Here is a 25,070-nt window from a genome sequence, read left to right on the forward strand (position 1 = left end):
CCGTGTAGATCGGCCGGATGGCCGCGGCCAGCAGTTTGCGGTCCTTCCAGCTCGCGTAGTCCAGCGAGTTGCGTATCAGGTGCACGATGCACGTTTGCAGCGTGGTGGCCGGGTACACCGCCGCCAGCGCTTCGGGCATGCCCCTCAAGCCGTCGGTGACGGCAATGAGGATGTCATTGACCCCGCGGGTCTTCAGGTCGTTGAACACCTTCATCCAGAACTTGGCACCCTCGGTGCCCTCGATCCACAGTCCCAGGATGTCGCGCGTGCCGTCGGGCAACACGCCCAGGGCCAGGTAGATGGCCTTGTTGCGCACCACCGCATCCTCCTTGATCTTCACACGCAAGGCGTCGAAGAAGACCACGGGGTACATCGGCTCCAGCGGGCGCGCCTGCCAGGCGGTGACTTCGGCCATGACGGCGTCGGTCACCGAGCTGATGAACTCGGGCGACACCTCCACCCCATAGCTCTCCAGCAGGAAGCCCTGGATCTCGCGCATCGTCATGCCGCGCGCGTACATGGCCACGATCTTGTCGTCGAAGCCGGTGAAACGGCGTTCGTGCTTGGGGATGAGCACCGGCTCAAAGGAGCCGGCGCGGTCGCGCGGCACCTCGATGCGCAGTGGCCCGTCGCCTGCCAGAACGGTCTTGGCACTCCTGCCATTGCGCTGGTTGCCGCTGCCGGTCTCGGGCTTGCTGGCGCCGCTGGGGTAGCCCAAGTGGTGCGACATCTCAGCGCCCAGGGCGCGCTCGATGAGCGCCTTCTTGAACGCGGCTGTCGCTTCGTTGACCGCCTCGCCGGTCATGGGCCCGGTGACGAACTGGTCAATCAGCTCCTTCGGAATCGATGGCAAGGCCGCCATCCTGGCGGCGATCGCCGCGTTCTTCATCTTCGTCTTGCTCACTGGCATACATGCTCCTTCTCGTCATGCTATGCCTCGAACACAAAATTCAGGACAGGCTCAGATCCGTGGCCTTCTTGCCGAATTCGGACTCATCATCCCGCAAGGAATCAGCAACATTGCTGCGCGTGTGCCGGAACTGGTCGAGGATGCCAGCAACGAGTTGCCGGGCGCGTTTCGAGTGCTCGTGCAACGTTTGCTGGATCATCTCAAAGAACTCGATCGCCAAGTCGATGAGCTCGAAGTTCAGATTCAGGCATGGCATCGCAACAGTGTTCTCAGCACCAAGATCGCACAGGTTCCCGGCATCGGCCCCATCAGCGCCAGCGCGCTGATTGCATCCATCGGAGACGCGAGGAACTTCGACAATGGTCGTCAACTGGCAGCATGGCTAGGCCTTGTTCCAAAGCAGCATTCCACCGGCGGCAGGTCCAATCTGCTGAGCATCAGCAAGCGCGGGGATGCCTACCTTCGAACACTCCTGATACACGGTGCAAGATCGGTGATCTATCACGCCGCGAAAAAACCAGAGCCCTGCAGTTGGGTTAGCGCCGTGGTGAGCCGGCGAAACAAGAACGTGGCAGCAGTTGCATTGGCCAACAAGAACGCACGCATCGTCTGGGCGTTGTTAGCCCATGACCGGCGTTACGAGGTAGGCTACCCACGAACGGTTGAGGCCACCTGAATCGCATTGAGACGACAGCAAAGCAAGAACAAAGACAGGGAGAGCAAACCTCCGATTGCTCAGGCGATCATGAAGTGATGGCAAGACAGGTCAGACCGTGGTTGGCAAAGCCCGCAGTTTCCGAAGCACGCAAAGTGCGCCCGACCGATAGAGGCGTCAACCAGCGAATCCCATCAGGGACCGCGGCGCAAGCCGCAATCGAGTCCGAATGTACGGGTGCAATCTTTTCCTTCGAGCCGTCATGAATTGAAAGCCTGGCAAATTCCGGGGGCGTCCATGTACGGAAACTGAGCCAGTTTTTGCAGGCAGTGCCACCTTTTTCCGACTTCGCTCGCGAGCGTCTTCGACCGGTCCGCACTGCCAGGTTCGCAGAGGGCGACTGGCTACTATCGGCTAGTACCCGCCATGCCAACCTGCGCCGTCGCGCAGCGACGTCACGACTCCCTCGGGACGTCAAGGACGCGTGTGATCGTCTGGCATTGACCGGTTCACAAACAACTTGGCCGGCGCCCAGTGCGTCGAAAGAACACTCGCGATGACCATTACCATCACCGCCTTCGAACGGTCGCCCGACGGCGGCAAAGGTCTGGCGCGCGACACGCGCGTGCGCTGGGCGCTGGAAGAGGCCTGCCTGCCCTACGAGGTGCGCCAGATGTCCTTGCGCGCAATGAAAGAGGCTGCGCATCTGGCGCTGCACCCCTTCGGCCAGATACCCACCTACGAGGAGGGTGACCTCACGCTGTTTGAGACCGGCTCGATCGTGCTGCACATCGCGGAGTGCCACCCGGGGCTGTTTCCCGCCGATGCCAACGCAAGGTCGCGCGCCATCACGTGGATGTTCGCGGCACTCAATACGGTCGAGCCTCCCATCCTCGAACTCGTCACTGTCAAGTTCGCGGAAGGCGACAAGCCCTGGAAGGACGAGCGCCTGCCCCTCGTCCAGGACCGGGTTCGTGTCCGGCTAACCCAACTCGCCGCCCGCCTGGGTGACAGCGACTGGCTCGACGGAGGCTTCAGTGCGGGCGATTTGCTGATGGTGTCGGTGCTTCTCTGGCTGAGACCGTCCGGCCTACTGAGCGAATTTTCCAGGCTGGCCGCCTATGTCGCTCGTGGCGAAGCACGGCCGGCCTACCAGCGGGCGTTCGCCGCGCAACTGGCGATCAACGCGGCCCCCTTGCGGGCGGGCTGATGGTGGGCGCCATTGCCGGCGCAAACGAAGCGATGTACAGCCTTCGCCCTGGCCGCCGCAGGCGCGCCGTTGAAGGTGGAGTCCCCGACGGCCGGTGTAGTGCTCACACGGAGCGAGCCCCTTCCAGGCACAACCGGGTGGCCGAGGCAGACAAGCTTCCTTCCGGTTGGACAATGAGCGGTGATGCGCTGCTACCGCAGGCACAGCCACCGCACACGCGTGCTGCGGTACTCGCCCAGTCCGATCTTGTTCATCCTCTACGTGTACGCCAACGAATGCCGCATCGCGCGTTTGCGCGATGTCGCCCGCCGACACTTGGGCGCTTCGCTGCGTAAGCCGCAATCCACGTCCTCAGCAAGTTCGTGCCGACACAGTGCGCCATCGCCATGCGTGCCACCGACACTGCCTGCTTGAGACCGGAAACGACCTGACCAAGCCATGACGTTCGTAGTCGCGGGTGCACCGCTCGGGGGCCGGGGCTGCAAAGGTCGCGTGCGCTCAGGCGCCTGGATTTGGCTTTCCTCGCTCACGCACAACATCACGCCCGTCCATGGCGGATCCATGTACAAACCCGGGAGCGTGGTCACTTGCGTTGGCTGGCAAGACCCCATAGTTGTTCGCATTGGCCTCGCACGAGCTCGTCATCACGAATCCATCGCAGCTGTTCCACTTCGCAAGCTCGTCCACCAGACGCACCGTAGTGGAATCGCTGCGCGCCGTGGATGCGCTCAGGACGATTCGTAGACAAGCGGCACCCGCTTGACGTTGCACAGCAGCTCGTAGGCGATGGTGCCCGCCCGCCGGGCCACTTCGTTCACTGCGACCTGCTCACCCCATAGCTCGACCCGGCTGCCGATCCCGGCTTGCGGCAGATCGCTCAGGTCGACCGTCAGCATGTCCATCGATACACGTCCGATCAATGGTGCGATGCGGCCGTCGACAGCGACCGGTGTACCGGTTGGCGCGAGGCGAGGATAGCCGTCGGCATAGCCGACTGCGACCAGTCCGACCCGTGTAAGTCGCGCTGCAACAAAACCGCCGCCATACCCCAGCGCATCCCCGACCTGCAGCGTGCGCACGGCGAAGACCTGGCTCTCGAAGTGCATCACCGGCCGCAATGCCGCGCCCGACCCCATGCTTCCCATTGGCATCGGATCGGCGCCATACAGCAAGATGCCAGGCCTTGCCCAATCCCGAGATGCCGCAGGCCATCCCAGGATGCCGGCGGAGTTGCTCAGGCTGTGGTCACCCTGCAGCTCGGCGGTTGCGGCGGCAAAGGCCCTCAGTTGCTGTGCTGTTGCGTCGCTGTCGGGCTCGTCGGCCCGCGCGAAATGGGTCATGAGCACGATCTCCTCCACCTTACCGCTGGCCCGCAGTCGTGCATAGGCACTGAACATGTCGGCGAGACAGAAGCCGGCGCGACCCATGCCGGAGTCGGCCTTCAGCCACACGTGCAGCGCGCCATGGCTCGGGTCGCGCTCGATCATTCGCAGTTGTGCCTCATGGTGTACGACGATCCACAGGTCCAATATTCGTGCTGCGGCAAGTTCAGCGGCATCGAAGAGTCCTTCCAGCACGAGAATCGGCGAGAGGATGCCGGCAGCACGAAGTTCCGATGCCTCTTTGAGGAACGCCACTGCAAAGCCGTCCGCTTCGTCCTGCAGTGCCTGCGCGCACCGCACCGCACCGTGGCCGTAGGCGTTGGCCTTGATCACCGCGAGCGCCCGCCCGCCATGCAGGTGCCTGGCCAAGAGGTAGTTGTGTCGCAGTGCGTCGAGATTGATGCGCGCGCGGGAGGGGCGTGTCATGCTTGGTGCGCCGTTGACTGGGTGACGCGCCGGCGCCCGCTGCCGGCCACGTAGCGGTCGATGCCCAGGCCGCTTGCACTGATTTCCGGACGCTGTCCGGTCACCATGTCCGAGACCAAGCGAGCCGAGCCGCAGGCCATGGTCCAGCCGAGCGTACCGTGGCCGGTGTTGAGAAACAGGTTCGGATACTTGGTTGCGCCGATCACAGGCGTGCTGTCGGGGGTCATGGGGCGAAGACCGGTCCAGAAGCTGGCAGCGGCCAAGTCGCCGCCCGGGAATAGGTCCTTGACCACGAACTCCAGCGTGGCACGTCGTCGCGGGTCGAGCCTTAAGTCGAAACCAGCGAGTTCGGCCATACCGCCCACGCGGATGCGGTTGTTAAATCGCGTGATGGCGATCTTGTACGTTTCGTCGAGCACGGTCGATTGCGGTGCGAAGGCTGGGTCGACCAGCGGCACGGTGAGCGAGTACCCCTTGACCGGGTACACCGGGAGGTTGAGGCCCAACGGCAGGAGGAGCGCCCTCGAATAGCTGCCCAAGGCAAGCACAAAGCGATCCGCGGTCAGGATCTGTCCGCCAACGCTCACGCCCCGGACGCAACCGCCATCGGTCATCACGCGGTCGATCGACTGCCCGAAGCGGAAATCCACGCCTATGCCCCGCGCCAGCGAACACAGTTCATTGGTGAAGCGGTGGCAGTCACCGGTCTCGTCCTTGGGTAGGCGCAGGCCGCCCGCCAGCCGGTCGCGCGCCTGGCCCAGGCTGGGTTCGATCAAAGCCAGCTGATCTGCAGTGAGCAGTTCGTAGGGCACCTGACATTCTTGCAGCACAGCGATGTCGCGCTGCACCGCATCGATCTGAGCCTGGGTACGGAACAGTTGCAGCGTGCCGCCGGTGCGTTGCTCGTATTCGATGCCGGTGTCGGCCCGCAACTGCTGCAGGCACGCGCGGCTGTACTCGGCGACGCGCATCATGCGCTCCTTGTTGACCGCGTAGTGCCCCGGCGAGCAGTTGCGCAGCATCTGTGCCATCCACTGCAGTTGGAACAAGCTGCCGTCCAGACGGATTGCAAGTGGTGCGTGCTTTTGGAACATCCACTTCATGGCTTTCAGCGGGATGCCCGGGGCGGCCCAAGGCGTCGAATAGCCCGGCGAGATTTGGCCGGCATTGGCGAAGCTGGTCTCCAACGCTGGACCGGGCTGTCGGTCGAGCACCGTGACTTCTGCGCCCGACTTGGCGAGGTAGTAGGCCGTACTGGTTCCGATAACGCCGCCGCCGAGGACGATGACTTTCATTGCAAGCTAAAATAGTGCCCATTGATAAAATAAGTTTATGTTTTATCAATAAGTCTATTTCACCGAAAATTAAGAAAATCTCAGTGAAATTCTCCGAAAAAAGCTGTCATTCTCTATGAATGCAGCGAAAGAGTGGTGTCCACGCTCATCGCGTCATACCCCACGGTCGGCGCAGTGCGAGAACACACATGACGACATGGCTTTCACAGATGACTCACGCGAAGCGCCCGGCCCTTTGGTGAGGAGGAGATGTCAGTTAGCTTGCCGCAGGGGAGAACGCATGACAATCGAGAACTTGTCATGAGTGAGGTTGACCATGGCTAAAGCCCGATACAAGCAACTGGTTGACACACTGGCCGCGAGCATCCAATCGGGACGCTTGCCGCCTGGCACTCGATTGCCAACGCATCGCAAGTTGGCAGATAAAGAGGGGCTCGCTCTCGTGACGGCGACGCGTGTCTATGCCGAGCTCGAAGCGATGGGGTTGATCAGCGGGGAGGCCGGTCGCGGAACATTTGTTCGGGAAATTTCCCTCCCAGCGGGCCTGGGGATCGATCAGCACACGACTGCAGCCGGAATGGTCGATCTGAACTTCAACTATCCAACGTTACCCGGTCAGGCGGAAATGCTGAGAGCTGCCCTACAGCAGCTTTGCGCTTCAAGTGACTCGGAGTTGGAATCCCTCCTTCGCTACCAGCCGCATGGCGGACGCATGCATGAGCGGGCGATGATGGCGCGCCATCTGCTCACTCGAGGACTGAGCGTTGAAACAGAACAGCTATTGATCGTGAGCGGCGCTCAGCATGGTTTGGCGACCACTGTCATGGCACTGCTCCGACCGGGTGATGTGGTTGCCGTGGACGCTTTGACTTACCCGGGCCTGAAAGTGCTGGCTGAAGCACATCGGCTCGAACTGGTCGCTGTGCCCGCTGCAGGTCAGGGCCTCGATCTCGATGTGCTTGAGAGGCTCTGCAAGAGCCGCCGTGTGCGCGCCATCTATGTGATGCCGACCTTGCAGAACCCGCTGGGGTGGGTCATGAGTGCGCGACGGCGGAAAGAGCTGGTATCGATCGCGCGCAAGTACGGGTTACTCATTATCGAAGACGCTGCGTATGCCTATCTCGCAGAAGATTCACCGGCCCCACTGGCCGCGCTTGCCCCTGATATCACGGTGTACGTCTCTGGGCTCTCCAAGAGTGTTGCCACCGGGCTCCGTGTCGGCTTTGTCGTCGCGCCTGCCCAATGGGTGCCCGCGATTGAGCGAGCAATTCGCGCCACAACCTGGAATACAGCGGGTGTCATGACGGCAATTGCTTGCGGATGGCTCCGGGATGGAACCATTGCACGATTGGAGAAAGAGAAGCGTAAGGATGCAATGGCGCGTCAGTCAATTGCGAGCGCCGTGCTTGCCGATGTGCCGTGCGTACGCCATCACGCGTCATACTTTCTTTGGCTTCCCTTGGCGGAGGGCATCCGCGCAGATCAAGTTGCAATGGAGCTTGCACACGAGGGCATCGCAGTCTCGACGGCTGAGCCGTTTTCAACCTCAGAGCACGTGCCGCATGCGATTCGATTGGCGCTCGGCTCCGTTGATATGGACGTTCTCAAGGAAGCGCTGAAGAACGTCAAGCGCATCATCGGCGTCTACTAGGCGGGCTTCCTGCCGCTGGCCGTGGAGAGGACTCCCCGCTGCCCAGCGAAGCGCGAGCGGAGTGTATCCATGACAAGAAATTGATCGTGCTGAATCGGGGGCATACCATGCCTCAAATCGGTCCTTCGACACTTCTTACACAGACACACGATGCACATCGCAATCCTCACCTTTGAAGGTTTCAACGAACTCGACTCGCTGATCGCGTTGGGAATCCTCAACCGCATCAAGCGGCCGGACTGGCGCGTATCGATTGCGAGTCCTACGTCGCGCGTAAAGTCCATGAACGGGGTGATTCTCGAGGCGCAGGCATCCCTTCAAGACGCCTGCCAAGCTGACGCCGTCATCGTGGGAAGTGGAATGCAGACCCGTGAAGTCGTGGCTGATGCGAGTCTGATGGCCCAGTTGAGATTCGACCCGTCGCGCCAGCTCCTTGGCGCGCAGTGTTCCGGGACACTGGTGCTGGCCAAACTCGGACTTCTTGGCAATGTTCCGGCTTGTACCGACCTGCTCACGAAGCCTTGGGTCGAGGAAGCAGGCGTCGCAGTTCTCGATCAGCCATTCGTCGCCAAGGGCAACGTGGCCACGGCGGGAGGATGTCTCTCTTCGCAGTATCTTGCCACGTGGATGATCGCGCGCTTGGTTGGCGCCGAAGCGGCGGAGAGTGCGATGCACTACGTGGCACCGGTAGGCGAGAAGCAGGAGTACGTGTCAAGGGCAATGAAGAACATTGCCCCGTTCGTGACTTAAGGGCCGGCAGTTGACTTCGCTGCAGCTGCTCCGCAAGCGCAGTAATTTCCGTCAAGAAATTACCCAGGAAAAATCCTGCCTTGCTAAATTTTTCCGAGCCGAGCCGAGCCGAGCCGAGCCGAGCCGAGCCAGTACCCTTTGTCGGCTCGTCAAATTACGCCTCTTCGTATTGGTCGCACACGGCTTGGCCAGGCTTCATGCATCTTTGAAAGGACCGCGCCAAAAAGAGGCACGACCAGGAAACCCACTCAGAAAGGCGAATCCGGAAAGTAGTATTTGGAAGCGTTTTCCTTGGTGACCAGTACCGAAGGAATGATCGTCGTCGCCGGCATTTCGCTCCCCTTGATACGGGCCTCGGCCGTGGCTTTCATGGCGTCAGCGATCATGCTCGGCGCATAGGTCACGTCGGCGCTGACGATAGGATCGCCATCCATGACCTTCTTGATGTAGTCCTTGGAACCCGCCCCGCCCACGACGAGCTTCACATCACTGCGCTTGGCCTGGGCGATGGCTTTCTGCACGCCCACCGCCATGTCGTCATCGGAGGCCCAGACCGCATCGATCTGCTTGAAGCGCGTGAGGTAGTCCTGCATGACCTTGAAGGCGTCGTCCCGATTCCAGTTTCCATGCTTGGCGTCAAGCACCTTGATGTTCGGGTGGGCCTTCAGCACTTCGTTGAAGGCATCGACGCGCTGGTTGTCGATGACGGTGGGTATGCCGCGCAAAATCACGAGGTTGCCTGCACCTCCCAACCTCTTGGCCATGTACTCGGCGGCGACTTTGCCGAACCCGGGATTGTCGCCCGCGACGTAGGCGCTTTGCGCGTTCGTGTCGGTCAAGCCCCGATCGACCACCGTCACGAACACCCCTTTGTTCTTCACCTGGGCCACCGGCTTGGTCAGCGGCGCCGATTCAAAGGGAAGGATCACCAGCGTGTCGATCTTGTTGACGGTCTGGAGGTCTTGTACCTGGTTGGCCTGCTCGGTGGCGGAGCCCGCGGTCTTCACGATCACCTTGGCGCCGGGGTACTGCTTTTCCAGTTCGGCCTTGGTGCGATTGGCCCAATACACCACGCCGCCGGTCCAGCCATGCGTTGCTGCGGGGACCGACACGCCCATCACCAGCTTGTTGTCGGCGGCGAACGTCGGTGCGCTGGCCAGCGCGCATGCGACCAATGCGATGGAAGAGAAAATTCTTCTGTTCATGGATGTCTCCTTCTTTCTTGGATCTTCGAGGCGGGAATGGCTCGCCGGCCCGACGGGCTGCGCAGCCGGAAGTTCATCGTCGCCCTCTTTGCAGGAAGGCCACGACGATGATCACGAAGCCCTGCACCGCCGCGTTCAGGTAGACGCTGATGATGCTGGTGAGGTTGAGGATGTTGCCGATGACGGAAAGCAGCACCGCGCCGATCACGGTGCCCACGATGCGGCCGTTCCCGCCCTTGAGCGCGGTGCCGCCGACGATCACGGCGGCAATGGCTTCGAGCTCCCAGAGCAGGCCGGTGGAAGGCGATGCCGAGCCCAGACGCGGCACGTAGAGCAGCGTGGCAACGCCCACGCAGATGCCCAGCAGCACATAGGTCCAGATCTTGATTCGGTTCACCGCGACCGCCGCGTAGCGCGCCACCTGCTCGTTCGAGCCTATGGCTTGCACGTAGCGGCCATAGCTGGTGCGGTTGAGCAGCAGCATCCCGGCCAGTGCCACCGCCGCGAACACCCAGATCGGGATCGGCACGCCCAGCCAGGCCCCGTAGTAGACCGGACCGTAGGCATCGGCCAGCGTGTTGTCCAGCGTGAGCGCCCCGCCATTGGAGAAATAGGTGAGATACGCACGGAAGATGCCCAGGGTGCCCAGGGTCACGATGAAGGGCTCGATGCGCCCCTTCGTGATGAGCAGGCCATGCACCAGTCCGAACGCGGCGCCCAGCGTCAATGCGACGGCCATGCCGACCAGCACCGCGGCCCCCGGGCTGCCCGCAAGAGGCGCGACCCAGTTCATCACCATGATCACGGAACCTGCGATGAGGGCGGCCATCGAGCCCACGGAGAGATCGATACCTCCCGAGGTGATGACGAAGCACATGCCCACCGCGATGATGCCGATGAACGCGGTGCGCGTGAGCACGTTCATCGCGTTGTCCCAGGTCGCGAAGTCCGGGTTGAGCAAGCCGCCGGCGATGCACAGCAACACCAGGCCGATGACGGGACCCGCGTCGCGCAGACGCACGCGCAGTTGTCTGGCGGCTTGCCGTGCAGCCGCCGGCGCGGTGGGGTCAGGTAGGCGGGCGGCGGTTTGCATGGAATCAGTGAGTGCCGGTGGCATGGGCGATAAGCTCCTCTTCGGTCAGGTTGTCGGCGTCCAGGGTGGCCTGCAGGGCGCCTGCGCGCATCACTGCGACGCGATGGCACAAGCCGATCAACTCCATCAACTCCGAAGAGATGATGACCACTGCGCGGCCCTCGGCCGCCAGACGCTGGATCAAGAAATAGATGTCGCGCTTGGCGCCCACGTCGACGCCGCGCGTAGGTTCATCCAGCACCACGACGCGCGGTCCGGGCTGCAGAACCTTGGCCATGGCCAGCTTCTGCTGGTTGCCGCCGGAGAGAGCCCCAGCCCTTGCATCGAGCGTGCCGGTGCGGATACCAAAATCGGACACGGCCTGCTCGAGCGCGCGGCGTTCGGAACGCGGGTCGAGCCAGGGCCTGGCGTGGCGCTCCAGGTTCATCAGCGTCAGGTTTTCCTGAAGCGACATATGGATGTGCAGGCCGCAGCCCTTGCGGTCTTCGCTGAGGTAGGTAAGGCCTTCGCGCTGCGCCTCGCGCGGATCGCGAAAGGCCACCACGCGCCCGCCGAGCCGCACTTCGCCGCCGGCGCGTTTGCGCAGCCCCAGCAAGGACTCGAAGAGCTCGGTGCGGCCGGCGCCGACCAGTCCCGCGAAGCCAAGGATCTCGCCCGGGCGCACGTCGAAGCTGACATCGTGCGCCCAGCCCGGCACCGACAGCCCGCGTACCGACAACAGGGGTTCGGAGGGCGGCGGCGCGAGGCGGGACGGAAACATGTCCGACAGTTCGCGGCCCACCATCAGGGTGGCCATCTGGTGCCTCGTGTGCTGCGCCGTCTGCCCGCGCATGATGAAGCGGCCGTCGCGCATGACGACGATCTCGTCGGTCATGCGCTCCACCTCATCGAGCTTGTGCGAGATGTAGACCACGGTCACGCCCTGAGCACGCAGTTGCGCGATCAGTTCGAACAGGCGCTGCGTTTCCGACGGCGTCAGCGTGGCGGTGGGTTCGTCCATCACGAGCAGGCGCGCTTGGCGCGACAAGGCCTTGGCGATCTCCACCAACTGCTTTTCGGCCACGATCAGGTCGCCCGTGCGGGTATCGGGGTCGATGTGCAGTCCAACCTCCTGCAGCACCTCGCGTGCGGCGCGGCGCATGCGGCCCTCGTCCAGCAATAGGCCGCGGCGCAACTCGCGGCCCAGGAAGATGTTCTGGGCCACCGTCAGGTCATCGGCCAGGTTGAACTCCTGGTGGATCAGCACGATGCCCGCGTCCTCGGCCTCGCGCGAACTGGCGAAGCGCCGCGCCACGCCGTCGATCTCCAGGCTGCCGGCGCTCAGGGACTCGTAACCCGAGAGGATTTTCATCAGCGTGGATTTGCCCGCGCCGTTCTCGCCCAGCAGTCCGACCATGCGACCGGGTTCGAGCTCGAAGCTCACGCCGTGCAGCACGCGCACCGGGCCGAAGTCTTTGACCACCTCGTTGAAACGCACGCGCAGGCTCACGGGTTCGCCCTCCGTGCGTTCGTCGCGTGGCGCTTCATGCCGTCACCTCGACCCAGGCGCCGCCCTGGGAGGACGAGTGCACCGCCGCCTCGATGAACGCCATGCCGTGCACGCCGTCTTCGATGGTGGGAAACACAACGTCGGGCGGCAGCGCCGAGCCGTCGCGCGCGGCACGCAGGGCGTGCGCAATCTCGGCGTAGACGGTGGCGAATCCTTCCAGGTAGCCCTCGGGATGGCCGGAAGGCAGCCGCGTCACGCGCGCCGCATCGGCGTTGGCCGCTGCGGTGCCGCGCGAGATAATCTGCGTCGGCTGCCCGTAGGGCGACCAGTGCAATTGGTTGGGCTGTTCCTGGAGCCACTCGATGCCGCCCCGGCTGCCGTAGATTCGCAGCCGAAGGCCGTTCTCGTTGCCCGGTGCGACCTGGCTGGCCCACAGCATGCCGCGCGCGCCGCCCGCAAAGCGCAACATCACCTGCACGTTGTCGTCCAGCGCACGGCCCGGCACAAAGGTGCTCAACTCGGCGCACAGCGATTGCGTCCGCAGGCCGCTGACGAAGCTCGCCAGGTGATAGGCGTGGGTCCCGATGTCGCCGATGCAGCCCCCCGCGCCGGCACGCGCCGGGTCGGTGCGCCAGGCGGCCTGCTTCTGTCCGGTGGCCTCGAGAGATTCGGTCAGCCAGTCTTGTGCGTACTCGACCTGCACGACGCGGATCTCGCCCAGGGCGCCCTCGCGCACCAGGCGGCGCGCGTGGCGCACCATCGGGTAGCCGCTGTAGTTGTAGGTCACGGCCAGCACCAGCCCGCGTGCGCGGGCCAGCTCGCGCAGCCGCTGGGCCTGGGCCAACGTGGTGGTCACGGGCTTGTCGCAGATCACATGGATACCGGCTTCGAGAAAAGCCTCGGCGGCCGATGCATGCTGGTCGTTGGGCGTGACGATGGCCACGGCCTCGATGCCGTCGGCGCCGCGCGCGGCTTCCTCGCGCGCCATGGAGCGGTAGTCGGGGTAGGCGCGGGCCAGGCCCAGCGCATGCGCCGAACGCAAGGCCTTTTCCGGGCTGGACGAGAGCGCGCCGGCGAGCAGTTCATAGTGGTCGTCCAGTCGCGCGGCGATGCGGTGAACAGCGCCGATGAAAGCGCCTTCACCGCCGCCCACCATGCCCAGGCGGATGCGCCGGCCGCGCGCAGCGAGGGTTGCGTCGGAACCGCCTTCGATGGTCATCGCGAACTTTCCTGCAGGCCGAGCATCCGCTGCAGCTGTTGCGGGTCGGTGGCAGCACCGGCGAAATCGTCGAAGGCCTTTTCCGTCACCCGGATGATGTGGCGGCGGATGAACTCCGCGCCTTCGGCTGCCCCGGCTTCGGGGTGCTTGAGACAGCACTCCCACTCCAGCACGGCCCAGCTGTCGTAGTTGTACTGAGCCATCTTGGAGAAGATGGCGCCGAAGTCCACCTGGCCGTCGCCCAGCGAGCGAAAGCGGCCCGCGCGGTCGACCCATGGCTGGTAGCCCGAGTACACGCCCTGGCGTCCGGTGGGACGAAACTCGGCATCCTTGATGTGCAGCGCCTTGATGCGCGAGTGGTAGATGTCGATGAATTCAAGATAGTCGAGCTGCTGCAGCAGGAAGTGCGAGGGGTCGTAGTTGATGCAGCAGCGCGGGTGCTGGTTCACGCGATCCAGGAACATCTCGAAAGTCGTGCCATCGAACAGGTCTTCGCCCGGGTGCAACTCGAAGCAGACGTTGCAGTCGGCGTCCTCGAACGCATCGAAGATCGGCGTCCAGCGCTTGGCGAGCTCGTCGAATGCGGCCTCGATCAGACCGGCGGGGCGCTGCGGCCACGGGTACAAATAGGGCCAGGCCAACGCTCCCGGAAAGCTCACGTTGCTCTTGAGGTTCAGCCGGCGCGACGCCTTGGCCGACAGCACCATCTGCTGCACCGCCCAGGCCTGCCGTGCCTTGGGGTTGCGCCGCACCGCCTCGGGTGCAAAGCCGTCGAAAGCCTCGTCGTAGGCTGGGTGCACCGCCACCAGCTGCCCCTGCAGGTGGGTGCCCAGTTCGGTGATCTCGACGCCGTTCTCGCGCGCCACGCCTGCCACCTCGTCGCAATAGGTTTGCGATTCCGCGGCCTTGTCAAGGTCGAAGATGCGCTTGTCCCACGAGGGGATCTGAATGCCCTTGAAGCCAAGACCGCCGGCCCAGCGCGTGATGGCATCCCAGGAATCGAAGGGTGCAGTGTCGCTTGCGAACTGCGCGAGGTAGATGCCTGGTCCCTTGATGTTGCTTGCCATGTGGTTGCCTCTCGTGGTCCAAGGTTTCAGAGATAGCCGTTGACCAGGTGCTCCAGCCGTTCCTGCTGCCCCGAGCGCGGCTGCGGTTCAACGCCTTCGGTTTCGACATCGCGCGCCAGCGCCTCCAGCGAGTACTCGCCCTGCAGAATGGCGCGACCGCGCTGCGTGTCCCAGCCCTGGTAGCGGGACTGCACGTGGCGTTGCAGCGCGCCGTCCTGCACCATCTTCTCGGCCACCAGCAGACCGCGCGCGCACAGGTCCATCGCGGTGGCGTGAGCCCACACCAGGTCGTCGGGCTCGATCGACTGGCGGCGCAGCTTCGAGTCGAAGTTCAGGCCGCCCTGGCCGATGCCGCCGGCCTTGAGCACTTCGTACAGCGCGCCCGCCACATGCTGCAAGTTGTTCGGGAACTGGTCGGTGTCCCAACCCAGCATCTCGTCGCCGCGATTCATGTCCAGCGAGCCGAAGATGCCCAGCGCGGCGGACAGCGCGATCTCGTGCTCGAAGGTGTGGCCGGCCAGCAGCGCGTGGTTCTGCTCCAGGTTGACCTTGATTTCCTTCTCCAGTCCGTGCGCCTTCAGGAAACCGTAGACGGTGCCCACGTCGTAGTCGTACTGGTGCTTGGTCGGCTCGGCCGGCTTGGGCTCGATCAGGATCTGGCCGGTGAAGCCGATCTTGTGCTTGTGCTCGACCACCAGGTTCAGGAAGCGCCCGAGCTGTTCCAGCTCGCGCTTGAGATCGGTGTTGAGCAAGGTCTCGTAGCCCTCGCGCCCGCCCCACAGCACGTAGTTGTGTCCCTTGAGCCGATGCGTGGCCTCCAGCACGTTCTTCACCTGCGCGGCGCCGTAGGCAAACACATCGGGATCGGGGTTGGTGGCGGCACCCGCCATGTAGCGCCGGTGGGTGAACAGATTCGCCGTCCCCCAGAGCAGCTTCACGCCGGTCTCGTCCATCTTGCGTTCGAACACGTCGATGATGCGCTTCAGGTTGTCGTTCGATTCGCGCAGCGTTGCACCTTCGGGGGCCACGTCGCGGTCGTGGAAGGTGAAGAAGGGCGAGTCGACCAGGCGGAACAGGTCGAAGGCGACGTCGGCCTTGTGCAGCGCCTGCGCCATCGGGTCGCCCGCGCCGTGCCAGGGCCGCGTGAAGCTCGGGTCGCCGAACGGGTCGCTGCCGTTGCCGACGAAGCTGTGCCAATAGCAGGTCGCGAAGCGCAACTGGTCTTCCATGCGCTTGCCCAGCACCAGCCGGCTCTTGTCGTAGTAGCGGTAGGCGAAGGGCTCGCCGGCGGTTGGCGTGAAGCCTTCGCCGCGAAAGGCGATGGGCTGCTGGAAAGAGAAGTAGGAACCCCGCTTGGCGATCGCCGCGGGTGCTGAGTCGAGGGTCTGCATGAGGGGATGGTTCTTCTTGAAAGGTTGAAGGGATCAAGCGGCCTTGGCCGTTGGAGGAAAAAGTGCCGATGTCTGCGGAGCCGCCACCTGGCGTGCCAGGCCATACAGCGCTTGCCAGCGGCGATGCGCTTCGTCGTAGCGCGGTTGGCGGGCACGGTCGGGCTCGAAGCTGCGCAGCCGGCGCGGCTTGCTGAAGTCGCTGCCGCCGCCTGCGGCCGCGCGAGCCAGCCGGGCGGCGCCGAGGGCGCATCCATGCTCGCCGCCCTCGACCTGGTGCAGAGACATCCCCAGCACATCCGCCAAAATTTGGCTCCACTGCGCGGAGCGCGTACCGCCGCCGAGCAGATCGGCTTCGTGCAGCTGCGTGCCAGAGGCGGCGAGCGCATCACGTGCATCGCGGAAGGCATAGGCCACGCCTTCCAGCACGGCCTGGGTCATGGCCGGCCGCTCGGTGTCGGCCGAGAGATGCAGGAAGCCACCGCGAACGTCGACATCGTTGTGAGGGGTGCGATCACCGCAAAGGTAGGGCGCGAACCAGCACGACGACGGGCCTGTGTGACGGCCGTCCAGTTCGGTGAGCAGGTGCGCCTCGGTGGCGCCGCTCACACGTGCCCACCAAGCCAGCGACGCGGCGGCCGAAAGCTGCACGCCCATCTGGTGCCACACGTCGCGCACGGCATGGCAGAAGGCATGCACGCCTTGGTCGGCCGCCGGCGTGAAACTGGCGGTTGTGGCCCAGAGCACGCCGGAGGTGCCGAGCGAGACAAAGGCATCGCCGGCCTTGACCGCGCCCACGCCCACGGCGCCCGCGGCGTTGTCGCCCGCGCCGCCCGCAACCACCGGCACCTGTTCAAAGCGCCAGCGGGTAACCCATTCATTGCGCAGGACGCCGGCCGGGTCCGTACCTTCGACCAGGGCCGGCATCTGGGCTTCCGTGAGCCCGCAGGCGGCCAGCAGCGTGGGCGACCAACGGCGCTGAGCCACGTCGAGCCACAGCGTGCCCGAAGCGTCGGACATCTCCTCGATGAATTCGCCCGTGAGCTTCCATCGCAACCAGGCCTTGGGCAGCAGCACCTTGGCGATGCGCGCGAACACCTCGGGCTCGTGCTCGCGCACCCAAAGCAGCTTGGGTGCCGTGAAGCCGGCCATCGCGGGATTGCCTGCCAGCCGGCGCAGTTCGAGGTTCGGGGCTTCCAGTTGTGCGCAGTGCGCGGCGCTGCGCCCGTCGTTCCACAAGATGCAGGGACGGAGCACCTCGTCGTTCGCGTCGAGCAGCGTGGCGCCATGCATCTGACCCGAGAGGCCGATGCCGCGCACGGCCGCCAGGATGCGGGGATGCGCGGCTGCCAACTGGTCGAGGCAACGCTCGGTGGCTTGCCACCATTGCTCGGGGTGTTGTTCCGACCAACCCGCCGCAGGCCGCTGCACCGTCAGCGACGCCGTGGCGGTGGCCACGGTGGTGTCGCCATCCAGGAGCAGTGCCTTCACGCCTGAAGTGCCCAGGTCGAGGCCCAACGTGATCACGGCAGGTTGTCCTTGAGGTAAATGTCGATGCGGATGCGTTCCTGGTCCGCCAGTACCGGCCCCTTGGACCAGTGAGCTAGCGCCAGCCGCAGTGCAGAGCGAATCTCGTGGCCGGCGTCCTGGTTGATGACGGCGTCCATCGTGCCGTGCAGCAAGTCCGCCCGAGAGTCGGGCGTGAGCTCGTGGCCGACGAACACCGTCTCCAGCGCGCGGCCGGCTGCGCGAAGCGCGACGGAAATGCCGCCGTTGCCGGCACCTGCGCTGTAGATCGCAACCAGGTCCGGATGGGCTCGGAGCAACTGGGTCGTCAGCGCTTCGTTGCGCACGGGATCGTCCTGCCCTTCGAGTGGCTGCAGCACGACCAGATGCGGGTGATCCTGCGCCATCACCTGGTTGAAGCCGAAGTAGCGCTCCGCATGGTCCCGAAGTGACAAGCTGCCGAGAAGAATGGCCACCTTGGCCGGGCGCTTGCCGACGAAACGGCCGATGAGTGTGGCAGCCGTGCGGCCGGCCGCCGTGTTGTCGATGCCCACGTAGTGCTGGCGGATGGACGAGGGCACATCCGAGACGAGTGTGATGACGATTGTGCCGGCCTGCGTCAACAGGTCGATCGCCGATCGAACTACGGGATGGTCCAGGGCCATGACCATCACGGCATCGCGGCGGCCCTTCTGCGCGAGCAGCGCCTTGGCCAGTTCAGCCGGGTTGAAGACGTCGACCGACAGAACCTCCGATTCGATGCGCTGGTCGCGCATCCATTCGGTATTGGCCTCGATCTGTTCGCTCAACAACCCGACGAAGCGGTTGCTGCCAGCCGGCAACAGAAACGCCACCTGTCGGGGACGGGCGCGTGCCAGCCGGGCGGCAGCGGGATCCGGCCTGTAGCCCAGCCGGCGTATCGCCGCGTTGACCTTGGCCACCGTTGCCGCCCGCACACCGGGGCGCTGATTCACCACCCGATCGGCAGTCGCCAGGCTGACCTGCGCGTCCAGGGCCACATCTTCCAGTGTGGCGCGTACCTTGAGAGGTGATTTCGATTGCATGGTCGAAATTCTGAGGTGCGCACCTCAAATCAGGCATAGGTGATTTCACCATGCTCTAAGAAATTCGATGTGCGCATGTCATTCTGACTCGTTGCGCAAATGACGTCGGCATGGCACCGTGGCAGATACGCGAGCAGACCGGCCACAAGTCCGACGTGACGTTGGCCAAGTACATCCGGCCGATTACCAAACGCAAAATTCCGACCCTGTTGTGGGCCAGTCCGACACAGGGCAGAACGCCATGAGCCTCATGCTCACCAACGGCTGTACCACCAGCCGGTAGCCCGAGGCCCGCGTTCACTTCGGGTTCGCGACGCGCTCGCCCATCAGGTGCGCACGCAGCGCCTTGGGGATAGCCGATTCGCAGCCTACCCACGCATGGAAGTCGCCGGCCGGAAGTTGGAAGGCCTTCAGGGCACCGAGCAGCACAGGGCTCAGGCCCGGCTCGGCGCCGCGGCGGTAAACCTACTTCAGCGTGAGTTCGGCCTGCGTGTCGAACGGGATCTCGTCGGCTTCGCTGTCGACTTCCGCCAGCACCACCACGCGAGAGCCGGCCGGCAATTCGCCGACAACGAATGGCTGTCCCGCTCGATCGGAGGATTTCGTTGCGGAGTTGGAGATGGCTGCGTACCAACCGGCTGCCCCATCCGATCTTTTCCCTGTCGGTCGGATGTGGCGCCGCCGGCCCAGGGCCGGACGTCCCCGATCTTCAAGGCTGCAGTTGCGCGCGAAGAAAATCTTCTGTGGACTGGCGTGCCTGCGGCAGATTGAGCAGCGTGTGGGGGGCACTCCAATCTAGGGTCAGAGATCGGCGGAATCCAACAGCCGAGCGGCTGCTCGCGCACGTGCACTACACGCGATTCAGCAAAAAGTCCGCGCTGAACGAGGTCCGTTGGAGGCTCAGGCTCCGGGCCGTGGGCAGCAGGCGCAAACGCCACCGTTCCCGAGTCGTTGATAGTGCGAGCTGGCGCTCTGCGTTGCAGCCTGCCGCGACTCATCTTCGCTTCGCCGCTTGCCCAGGAAGTCCGGAACACTCAACGCGCGCCCGGACTCCGTTCCGCATCTGGGGCAAGGCACTGGCCGATCGAACAAGGTCATCGGGCGCCGCTCGACGAACGGCCCGCAGCGCGAGCAGGCGTAGTTGTAAGTGGGCACAGGGCTACCAGCCGCCTGATTCCCCGCGGGCCACATAGCGACCGCTGCCAGCTTTTCCGAGCCATCGATTGTCGTCGACGATGAGTTCGCCGCGCAGCAACACGCCTCTCACTTTCCCTGTCACGCTCTGGCCTTCGAAAAGCGTGAAATCGCAGTTTCCATGTTGCGTCTTCGCCGAAATGACGTGCTGCGCTCCCGGGTCGAAAATCACCAAGTCGGCATCGCTGCCGACGGCGATCGTGCCTTTTTGCGGGAACAGCCCGAACAGCTTCGAAGGCGCCGTGGACACCAACTCGACGAAGTGGTTGAGCGAGATGCGGCCCGTGCGTACACCGCCTGTGGATTTCTGGCCATATGTGATCCGCATTTCCACTGGCGCTTAACCCACCTATATCCCAGAGCGCACGCCGCCTGTGCTGTGCATCGATGTGCAGAAGCCGGGCAGCGCGCGATGGAAACGTGGGTCAAACGAGCGTGAAACTCCACAACCGAGAGAATCAGTCTTGGACTTACGGCATAAAACCAGTCTAAGTTTTTATCCGCATCCCCGATCGGCGGAATCCAACACCTGTGCATCCACCGCTCGGCGATACGGCGATCGTTCTGCAGGTATGGCTGGCGCCATACGGGACCGCTGGCGACTTCGGCCATATGCGCGATCGTGGAGGTCGATGCAGTGGAGAGCACGAAGGGCACACCGACTTTCCCTGCAGCGGACGCCAGATGTTCGTCAGCCTGGTATCGAAACGGGCCGTTCAACCCGGTCGGGCCGACCGCCGCGGGCATCGACAGGTGCTGGCTGAAGAGGGGCGTGCGCGTGTCGACTGAATCGACATTGACCAAGGTCGCCGGGGTCCATCCGATGCGCTCGCAGGCCGCGATGTTGGCGCGATGGGCTCATCCTTCTTCGGCGCTGCCGTCGAGATAGCCGAAGGCGAATCTCGGAAGAATTCTGGCGGCAGTCCATTGCCAGTCGTCCATGGAAGTGAGTGCGCGGTAGTCTATGCGATCGCCCTGGGTCGAGTCGACGGATCTGTCCGTCGGCGCACTTGCACGTCGACAAGGCAACCCGAGTTCGAGACCATTGTTGCCGTCGCGGATGTCGGCGCAGACCAGAGCAGGCCATTTTCCGCATCCAGCGACACTGTGCCAGTGGATGTTTCCAGCTTGAACTGTCCGTTCAGCACCAGCACACAACGTTGCTGTAATGCCTCCGATGCCGCGAATGCAACGCTTCGATCGTGTGTCGTGACCCGTGCGACAACGGCGTCGCGACGCACCATGACATTGAAGAGCCTGGCGCTCGCCCCGCCGAGCCGGCAGAAGAATTTCTCCTCACCGTCGAAACCATGCGCCTCGCCCTGCGAAGTCCACGCAAGCACCGATGAGCGAGACTCCAGCCGCACGACGCCGTCCACCAGCGTCGCGATGCGATCAATGCCATAGAAGCTGGAGAACGGCCCGTCCGTGAGAATCGACGCCACGCTCAGGCGCCAGTCCCATGCACTGGCCGTGGCCCCATCCGCCGTACCGATCGCGATCTCGCGCGTAAGGCCGCCACCGTTTCGCCACGGTGTGGGCGCCAGCTGGCAGAGGCTGAATTGCCGCATGGCTCAGGAGACGGCGCCGACCCCGTACTTGCCCGTCAGCAGGCCGCCGGTGCGGAAGCGCTCCAGCGCATAGGGCGCGATGTCGACCTCCGTCGGCAGACCCAGCGCGGATTGCGCCAACACAAGTCCGACGGCCGGCGACAGCTTGAAGCCGTGGCCTGAGAAGCCATAGCCGACGATAAGTCCAGGCACGTCGTGCAGGCGACCCAGGACGGGATTCCAGTCGGGCGTGACGTCGTAGACGCCTGTCCACGACGACGCGATGCCCGCGGTCTCATAGCTCGGGAAGCGCTCGGCGACCTGCGCGCCGACGTCGACCATGTAGTCCATGCTGATGTCGCCCTGCTCGTTGTCCGGCGCATCGAGCTTTTCGCCCACAGTGCCTTCGCTCACCAGCATCTGGCTGCCGCCGTAGCTGCGGCAGTAGAGCATGCCGGGCGAGCCCAGGTCTTTGTAGACCGGCATTTTGTACGTATAGGCCTCGGGGCCTTCGAGCGCCAGCACCGCATGCCGCTCGGCCTTGACCGGCGCCTCGATGCCGGTCCACCGCTCGATGTCCTTGGCCCAGATGTTCTGCGCGCTCACCACGACCGGCGCGGCGAAGCTACCTTCGGATGTCTCGACGCCGACCACGCGGCCTTCATCCATGAGCAGGCGATGGACCTCAACGCCTTCCATGATCTTCACGCCCAGCCGGCGCGCCGCCCGCGCGAAGCCGGTCGCCACCAGGTAGGCATCGGCGAAGCCCGCCTCGGGCTCGTAGCCGATCAGTGCCGCATCGTCGAAGCGGGCGATCGGAAGCAGGGAAGACGCCTGCTGCGCGTCCAGTTCCTTCACTTCGATGCCTTGAGCGCGTTGTGCGTCGAGGGCCGAGCGCAGCGCCTCCAGCTTGGGGCCATCGGGTGCGGCGATCAGGTAGCCTGATTTCACCATGCCAGCGGATGCCTCTTCGTCGCCGAGGTAGTTCGCGAAGTCGTTGAAGACACGCCAAGAGGCCTGCGCCAGACGAACGTTCTCGATCACCGAATAATGGGTACGCAAGATGCCGCTGGACTGGGACGTAGTGCCCGCGCCAATCTGCGTGCGATTGAGCACCAGCACTTTGGTGCAACCCAGCCGGGCCAGGTGATAGGCAACCGAGGTCCCGATGACGCCGGCCCCCACGACGATTGCGTCAAAGCTGCGCATCTTTTTGTCCTGATGGAAGTAGTGGATGGCGGCAAGCGTAGAGGTGAAAGGATCCGCGCGATCCGGTATATCGCCCGTTGATTCTTAGCATCAGCGCTCGTTGAGTTGCGTACCCAAGGCTGATGAAAAGTTCATCATCCATGCAGCAGCATCGGGCGGCCTTCATCGCAGGAGGCCCACGACATCATTTCGCAACTCAATTGCCGGCGTATGGAATCCACCGTCTTCAATCTTCATCGGGGCAGCATTCCCTTGCTGGTCTCCATTCCCCATTGTGGGATCGAACTGCCTGAGGAGGTCCGACCGCAATTCTCCGAGGTCGGCCGGACACTTCGCGATACCGACTGGCACCTCGAAACGCTCTATGCCTTCGCGAAAGACATGGGTGCCTCGATGCTGGCCGCCCGTTTTTCGCGCTATGCCATCGATCTCAATCGCCCACCGGGTGGCGAAAGCCTCTATCCCGGCCAGACCACGACCAGCCTGTGCCCGACCGAGAGCTTCCGCGGCGAGCCGCTCTACAAGCCGGGCTGCGAACCCGACCAGGCGGAGATCGGGCGGCGGCGCGCGGCTTACTGGACGCCTTATCACGATGCACTGCGGGCGGAGATCGAGCGGCTTCGATCGATTCACGGCCAAGTGCTGGTCTGGGAGGCGCACTCGATCGCGACGGTGCTCCCGCGGCTGTTCGAGGGTGCGCTCCCTCATCTGAACTTCGGGACGAACGACGGCAAGAGCTGCGCGCGAGACGTGCTGAAGACCGTGCTGGATGCCGTTGCGCGCGATGATGGCGGCTTCGTGCATGTCGTGAACGGTCGCTTCAAGGGCGGCTACATCACGCGCCACTACGGGCAGCCTGAACAGGGCGTGCACACCGTCCAGCTCGAGATGTGCCAGCACCTGTACATGAACGAAGAACCACCCTTCGAATACCTTCCGGCCGTCGCAGCCAAGGTGCGCTCGCTGCTCCACGTGATGCTGGCCGACGCCATGGCGGCGCTGGCTGGGCGCCAGGCGCCCTGATGATCGCCCGAACCTGCATCCCGAGGCGGCATCGCAGGGTGGGGCGGTCTTCGTTCAGATCAATTCTTTAAAGGCATGAGGATGAAAATACTGGTTCCCGTCAAACGGGTCGTCGACTACAACGTCAAGGTCCGCGTCAAGTCCGATGGTTCGGGCGTTGACATCGCCAACGTCAAGATGAGCATGAACCCCTTCGACGAGATTGCCGTCGAGGAGGCGGTCCGCCTGAAGGAAAAAGGCCTGGTCACCGAAGTCATCGCTGTGTCCTGCGGCGACGCCAAGTGCCAGGAAACCCTGCGCACGGCCATGGCCATCGGTGCCGACCGCGGCATCCTGGTCGAGACCACCGAAGAGCTGCAGCCGCTGGCCGTGGCCAAGCTGCTCAAGGCGCTGGTCGACAAGGAACAGCCGTCGCTGATCATTCTGGGCAAGCAGGCCATCGACGACGACGCCAATCAAACCGGTCAGATGCTCGCCGCGCTGGCCGACCTGCCCCAAGCCACCTTCGCCTCGAAGGTCGATCTGGCAGCCGACAAGGCCACCGTCGCACGCGAAGTGGACGGCGGCATGGAAACGCTGACGCTCACGCTGCCTGCCGTCATCACGACCGACCTGCGCCTGAACGAGCCGCGCTACGTCACGCTGCCCAACATCATGAAGGCCAAGAAAAAGACGCTGGACGTCTACAAGCCCGAAGACCTGGGCGTGGACGTCAAGCCGCGCCTGAAGACGCTCAAGGTGGTCGAGCCGGTCAAGCGCGGGGCCGGTATCAAGGTGCCCGACGTCGCCACGCTGGTGGACAAGCTCAAGAACGAAGCCAAAGTCATCTGAGGAGGACACAAGACATGACCACACTCGTTATTGCAGAACACGACCACGCCAGCCTCAAGCCCGCCACGCTCAACACCGTGACTGCCGCCGCCGCCTGCGGCGGTGACGTGCACGTGCTGGTGGCCGGCGCCAACGCCGCCGAAGCCGGCAAGGCCGCCGCTCAGGTGGCCGGCGTGGCCAAGGTGATCATTGCCGACGGCCCATCGCTGACCGAAGGCCTGGCCGAGAACGTTGCCGCCCAGGTGCTGGCGCTGGCCAAGGACTACAGCCACATCCTGTTCCCGGCCACCGCCGCGGGCAAGAACGTCGCTCCGCGCGTGGCCGCCAAGCTTGACGTGGCGCAGATCAGCGACATCACTTTGGTTGTGAGCCCCGACACCTTCGAGCGCCCGATCTACGCTGGCAACGCGATCGCCACCGTGCAGAGCAGCGATGCCGTGAAGGTCATCACCGTGCGCACCACCGGCTTCGACGCCGCCGCCGCCACCGGTGGCAGTGCCGTCGTGGAAACCATCGAGGCGGTGGTCGACAGCGGCAAGAGCAGCTTCGTCGGGCGCGAGGTGACCAAGAGCGAGCGCCCCGAGCTGACCGCGGCCAAGATCATCGTCTCGGGCGGTCGCGCCCTGGGCAGCGCCGAGAAGTTCCAGGAAGTCATGGCACCGCTGGCCGACAAGCTCAACGCGGGTCTGGGCGCGAGCCGCGCTGCCGTGGACGCGGGCTACGCGCCCAACGACTGGCAAGTGGGCCAGACGGGCAAGATCGTCGCGCCGCAGCTGTACATCGCCGCGGGCATCTCGGGCGCGATCCAGCATCTGGCGGGCATGAAGGACTCCAAGGTGATCGTGGCGATCAACAAGGACCCGGAGGCGCCAATCTTCTCGGTGGCCGACTACGGCCTCGAAGCCGACCTGTTCACGGCCGTGCCGGAACTGGTCGCCTCGCTCTGATCCTCT

Annotated in this window: 21 protein-coding genes and 3 pseudogenes; 7 read left to right on the forward strand and 17 right to left on the reverse strand. The window is 64.1% G+C overall.

Translation table 11 applies throughout. From position 1 onward, the window contains the following. Positions 1 to 889: IS256 family transposase (locus tag AC57B8_RS07475; RefSeq protein ID WP_496479467.1), on the reverse strand; the 889-nt coding region annotated here is incomplete at its 3' end. Between the two features lie 31 nt (positions 890 to 920). Between AC57B8_RS07475 and AC57B8_RS07480 the strand changes: the two are divergent. Beyond that, a pseudogene (locus AC57B8_RS07480) lies at positions 921 to 1,586 on the forward strand (IS110 family RNA-guided transposase); the annotation flags it as partial. Between the two features lie 535 nt (positions 1,587 to 2,121). Beyond that, entirely contained in the window at positions 2,122 to 2,775 is a 654-nt protein-coding gene (locus AC57B8_RS07485) for a glutathione S-transferase family protein (RefSeq protein ID WP_496479119.1), read from the forward strand. Positions 2,776 to 3,503: 728 nt separating this feature from the next. On the opposite strand, the gene alr is transcribed toward AC57B8_RS07485, so the two are convergent. Then, positions 3,504 to 4,583 carry an alanine racemase gene (gene alr, locus AC57B8_RS07490; RefSeq protein WP_496479120.1) on the reverse strand — a complete coding sequence of 360 codons (1,080 nt, stop codon included), beginning with the start codon at positions 4,581 to 4,583 and terminating at the stop codon, positions 3,504 to 3,506. Beyond that, a complete protein-coding gene (locus AC57B8_RS07495) occupies positions 4,580 to 5,878 on the reverse strand; it encodes a D-amino acid dehydrogenase (RefSeq protein ID WP_496479121.1) in 1,299 nt (432 codons plus the stop codon). The genes alr and AC57B8_RS07495 overlap by 4 nt, the downstream gene beginning before the upstream one ends. A 316-nt stretch (positions 5,879 to 6,194) precedes the next feature. Here AC57B8_RS07495 and AC57B8_RS07500 point away from each other — a divergent pair, with 316 nt between their 5' ends. Further along, entirely contained in the window at positions 6,195 to 7,529 is a 1,335-nt protein-coding gene (locus AC57B8_RS07500) for an aminotransferase-like domain-containing protein (RefSeq protein WP_496479122.1), read from the forward strand. 150 nt (positions 7,530 to 7,679) lie between these two features. After that, complete coding sequence (locus tag AC57B8_RS07505) at positions 7,680 to 8,279, forward strand: DJ-1/PfpI family protein (RefSeq protein WP_496479123.1); 600 nt, start codon at positions 7,680 to 7,682, stop codon at positions 8,277 to 8,279. Between the two features lie 248 nt (positions 8,280 to 8,527). On the opposite strand, the gene AC57B8_RS07510 is transcribed toward AC57B8_RS07505, so the two are convergent. The 14 genes and pseudogenes from AC57B8_RS07510 to AC57B8_RS07575 all read right to left on the reverse strand — a co-directional run bounded on the left by AC57B8_RS07510 (position 8,528) and on the right by AC57B8_RS07575 (position 22,263). Further along, the gene (locus tag AC57B8_RS07510; protein ID WP_496479124.1) at positions 8,528 to 9,484 is read right to left on the reverse strand and encodes a substrate-binding domain-containing protein; all 957 of its coding nucleotides are present in this window, start codon (positions 9,482 to 9,484) and stop codon (positions 8,528 to 8,530) included. A 73-nt stretch (positions 9,485 to 9,557) separates the two neighbouring features. Next, a complete protein-coding gene (locus AC57B8_RS07515; protein ID WP_496479125.1) occupies positions 9,558 to 10,601 on the reverse strand; it encodes an ABC transporter permease in 1,044 nt (347 codons plus the stop codon). Next, entirely contained in the window at positions 10,582 to 12,066 is a 1,485-nt protein-coding gene (locus AC57B8_RS07520; protein ID WP_496479126.1) for a sugar ABC transporter ATP-binding protein, read from the reverse strand. The genes AC57B8_RS07515 and AC57B8_RS07520 overlap by 20 nt, the downstream gene beginning before the upstream one ends. 34 nt (positions 12,067 to 12,100) lie before the next feature. Further along, positions 12,101 to 13,285, reverse strand: coding sequence for a Gfo/Idh/MocA family protein (locus AC57B8_RS07525; RefSeq protein ID WP_496479127.1), 1,185 nt, complete (start codon positions 13,283 to 13,285; stop codon positions 12,101 to 12,103). After that, complete coding sequence (locus AC57B8_RS07530) at positions 13,282 to 14,352, reverse strand: sugar phosphate isomerase/epimerase family protein (protein ID WP_496479128.1); 1,071 nt, start codon at positions 14,350 to 14,352, stop codon at positions 13,282 to 13,284. Before AC57B8_RS07530 ends, AC57B8_RS07525 begins: the two co-directional genes overlap by 4 nt. Before the next feature lie 26 nt (positions 14,353 to 14,378). Beyond that, positions 14,379 to 15,743, reverse strand: coding sequence for a xylose isomerase (gene xylA, locus AC57B8_RS07535; RefSeq protein WP_496479129.1), 1,365 nt, complete (start codon positions 15,741 to 15,743; stop codon positions 14,379 to 14,381). Positions 15,744 to 15,776: 33 nt separating this feature from the next. Next, a complete protein-coding gene (gene xylB, locus AC57B8_RS07540) occupies positions 15,777 to 17,267 on the reverse strand; it encodes a xylulokinase (RefSeq protein ID WP_496479130.1) in 1,491 nt (496 codons plus the stop codon). Continuing rightward, the gene (locus AC57B8_RS07545; protein ID WP_496479131.1) at positions 17,264 to 18,310 is read right to left on the reverse strand and encodes a LacI family DNA-binding transcriptional regulator; all 1,047 of its coding nucleotides are present in this window, start codon (positions 18,308 to 18,310) and stop codon (positions 17,264 to 17,266) included. Before AC57B8_RS07545 ends, xylB begins: the two co-directional genes overlap by 4 nt. Before the next feature lie 297 nt (positions 18,311 to 18,607). Then, positions 18,608 to 18,754 (reverse strand): annotated as a pseudogene (locus AC57B8_RS07550) (SIP domain-containing protein); the annotation flags it as partial. 456 nt (positions 18,755 to 19,210) lie between these two features. Continuing rightward, positions 19,211 to 19,501, reverse strand: coding sequence for an FmdB family zinc ribbon protein (locus tag AC57B8_RS07555; protein ID WP_496479132.1), 291 nt, complete (start codon positions 19,499 to 19,501; stop codon positions 19,211 to 19,213). Next, entirely contained in the window at positions 19,470 to 19,832 is a 363-nt protein-coding gene (locus tag AC57B8_RS07560; protein ID WP_496479133.1) for an amidohydrolase family protein, read from the reverse strand. Before AC57B8_RS07560 ends, AC57B8_RS07555 begins: the two co-directional genes overlap by 32 nt. A 206-nt stretch (positions 19,833 to 20,038) precedes the next feature. Next, a pseudogene (locus tag AC57B8_RS07565) lies at positions 20,039 to 20,347 on the reverse strand (alpha-hydroxy-acid oxidizing protein); the annotation flags it as partial. Positions 20,348 to 20,466: 119 nt separating this feature from the next. After that, entirely contained in the window at positions 20,467 to 21,075 is a 609-nt protein-coding gene (locus AC57B8_RS07570; protein WP_496479134.1) for a HutD/Ves family protein, read from the reverse strand. A gap of 3 nt (positions 21,076 to 21,078) precedes the next feature. Beyond that, entirely contained in the window at positions 21,079 to 22,263 is a 1,185-nt protein-coding gene (locus tag AC57B8_RS07575) for an NAD(P)/FAD-dependent oxidoreductase (RefSeq protein WP_496479135.1), read from the reverse strand. A 210-nt stretch (positions 22,264 to 22,473) separates the two neighbouring features. Here AC57B8_RS07575 and hutG point away from each other — a divergent pair, with 210 nt between their 5' ends. The 3 genes from hutG (at position 22,474) to AC57B8_RS07590 (ending at position 25,064) form a co-directional block, all read left to right on the forward strand. Next, positions 22,474 to 23,286, forward strand: coding sequence for an N-formylglutamate deformylase (hutG, locus tag AC57B8_RS07580; RefSeq protein ID WP_496479136.1), 813 nt, complete (start codon positions 22,474 to 22,476; stop codon positions 23,284 to 23,286). Positions 23,287 to 23,367: 81 nt separating this feature from the next. Continuing rightward, positions 23,368 to 24,117, forward strand: a complete 750-nt coding sequence (locus AC57B8_RS07585) for an electron transfer flavoprotein subunit beta/FixA family protein (protein WP_496479137.1) — start codon at positions 23,368 to 23,370, stop codon at positions 24,115 to 24,117. A gap of 14 nt (positions 24,118 to 24,131) precedes the next feature. Continuing rightward, positions 24,132 to 25,064: an electron transfer flavoprotein subunit alpha/FixB family protein gene (locus tag AC57B8_RS07590; RefSeq protein ID WP_496479138.1), complete on the forward strand. Its 933-nt coding sequence runs from the start codon at positions 24,132 to 24,134 to the stop codon at positions 25,062 to 25,064. Positions 25,065 to 25,070: the final 6 nt, after the last annotated feature.

This window comes from Variovorax sp. BGA-UO-ETr-C22, from assembly GCF_059567965.1.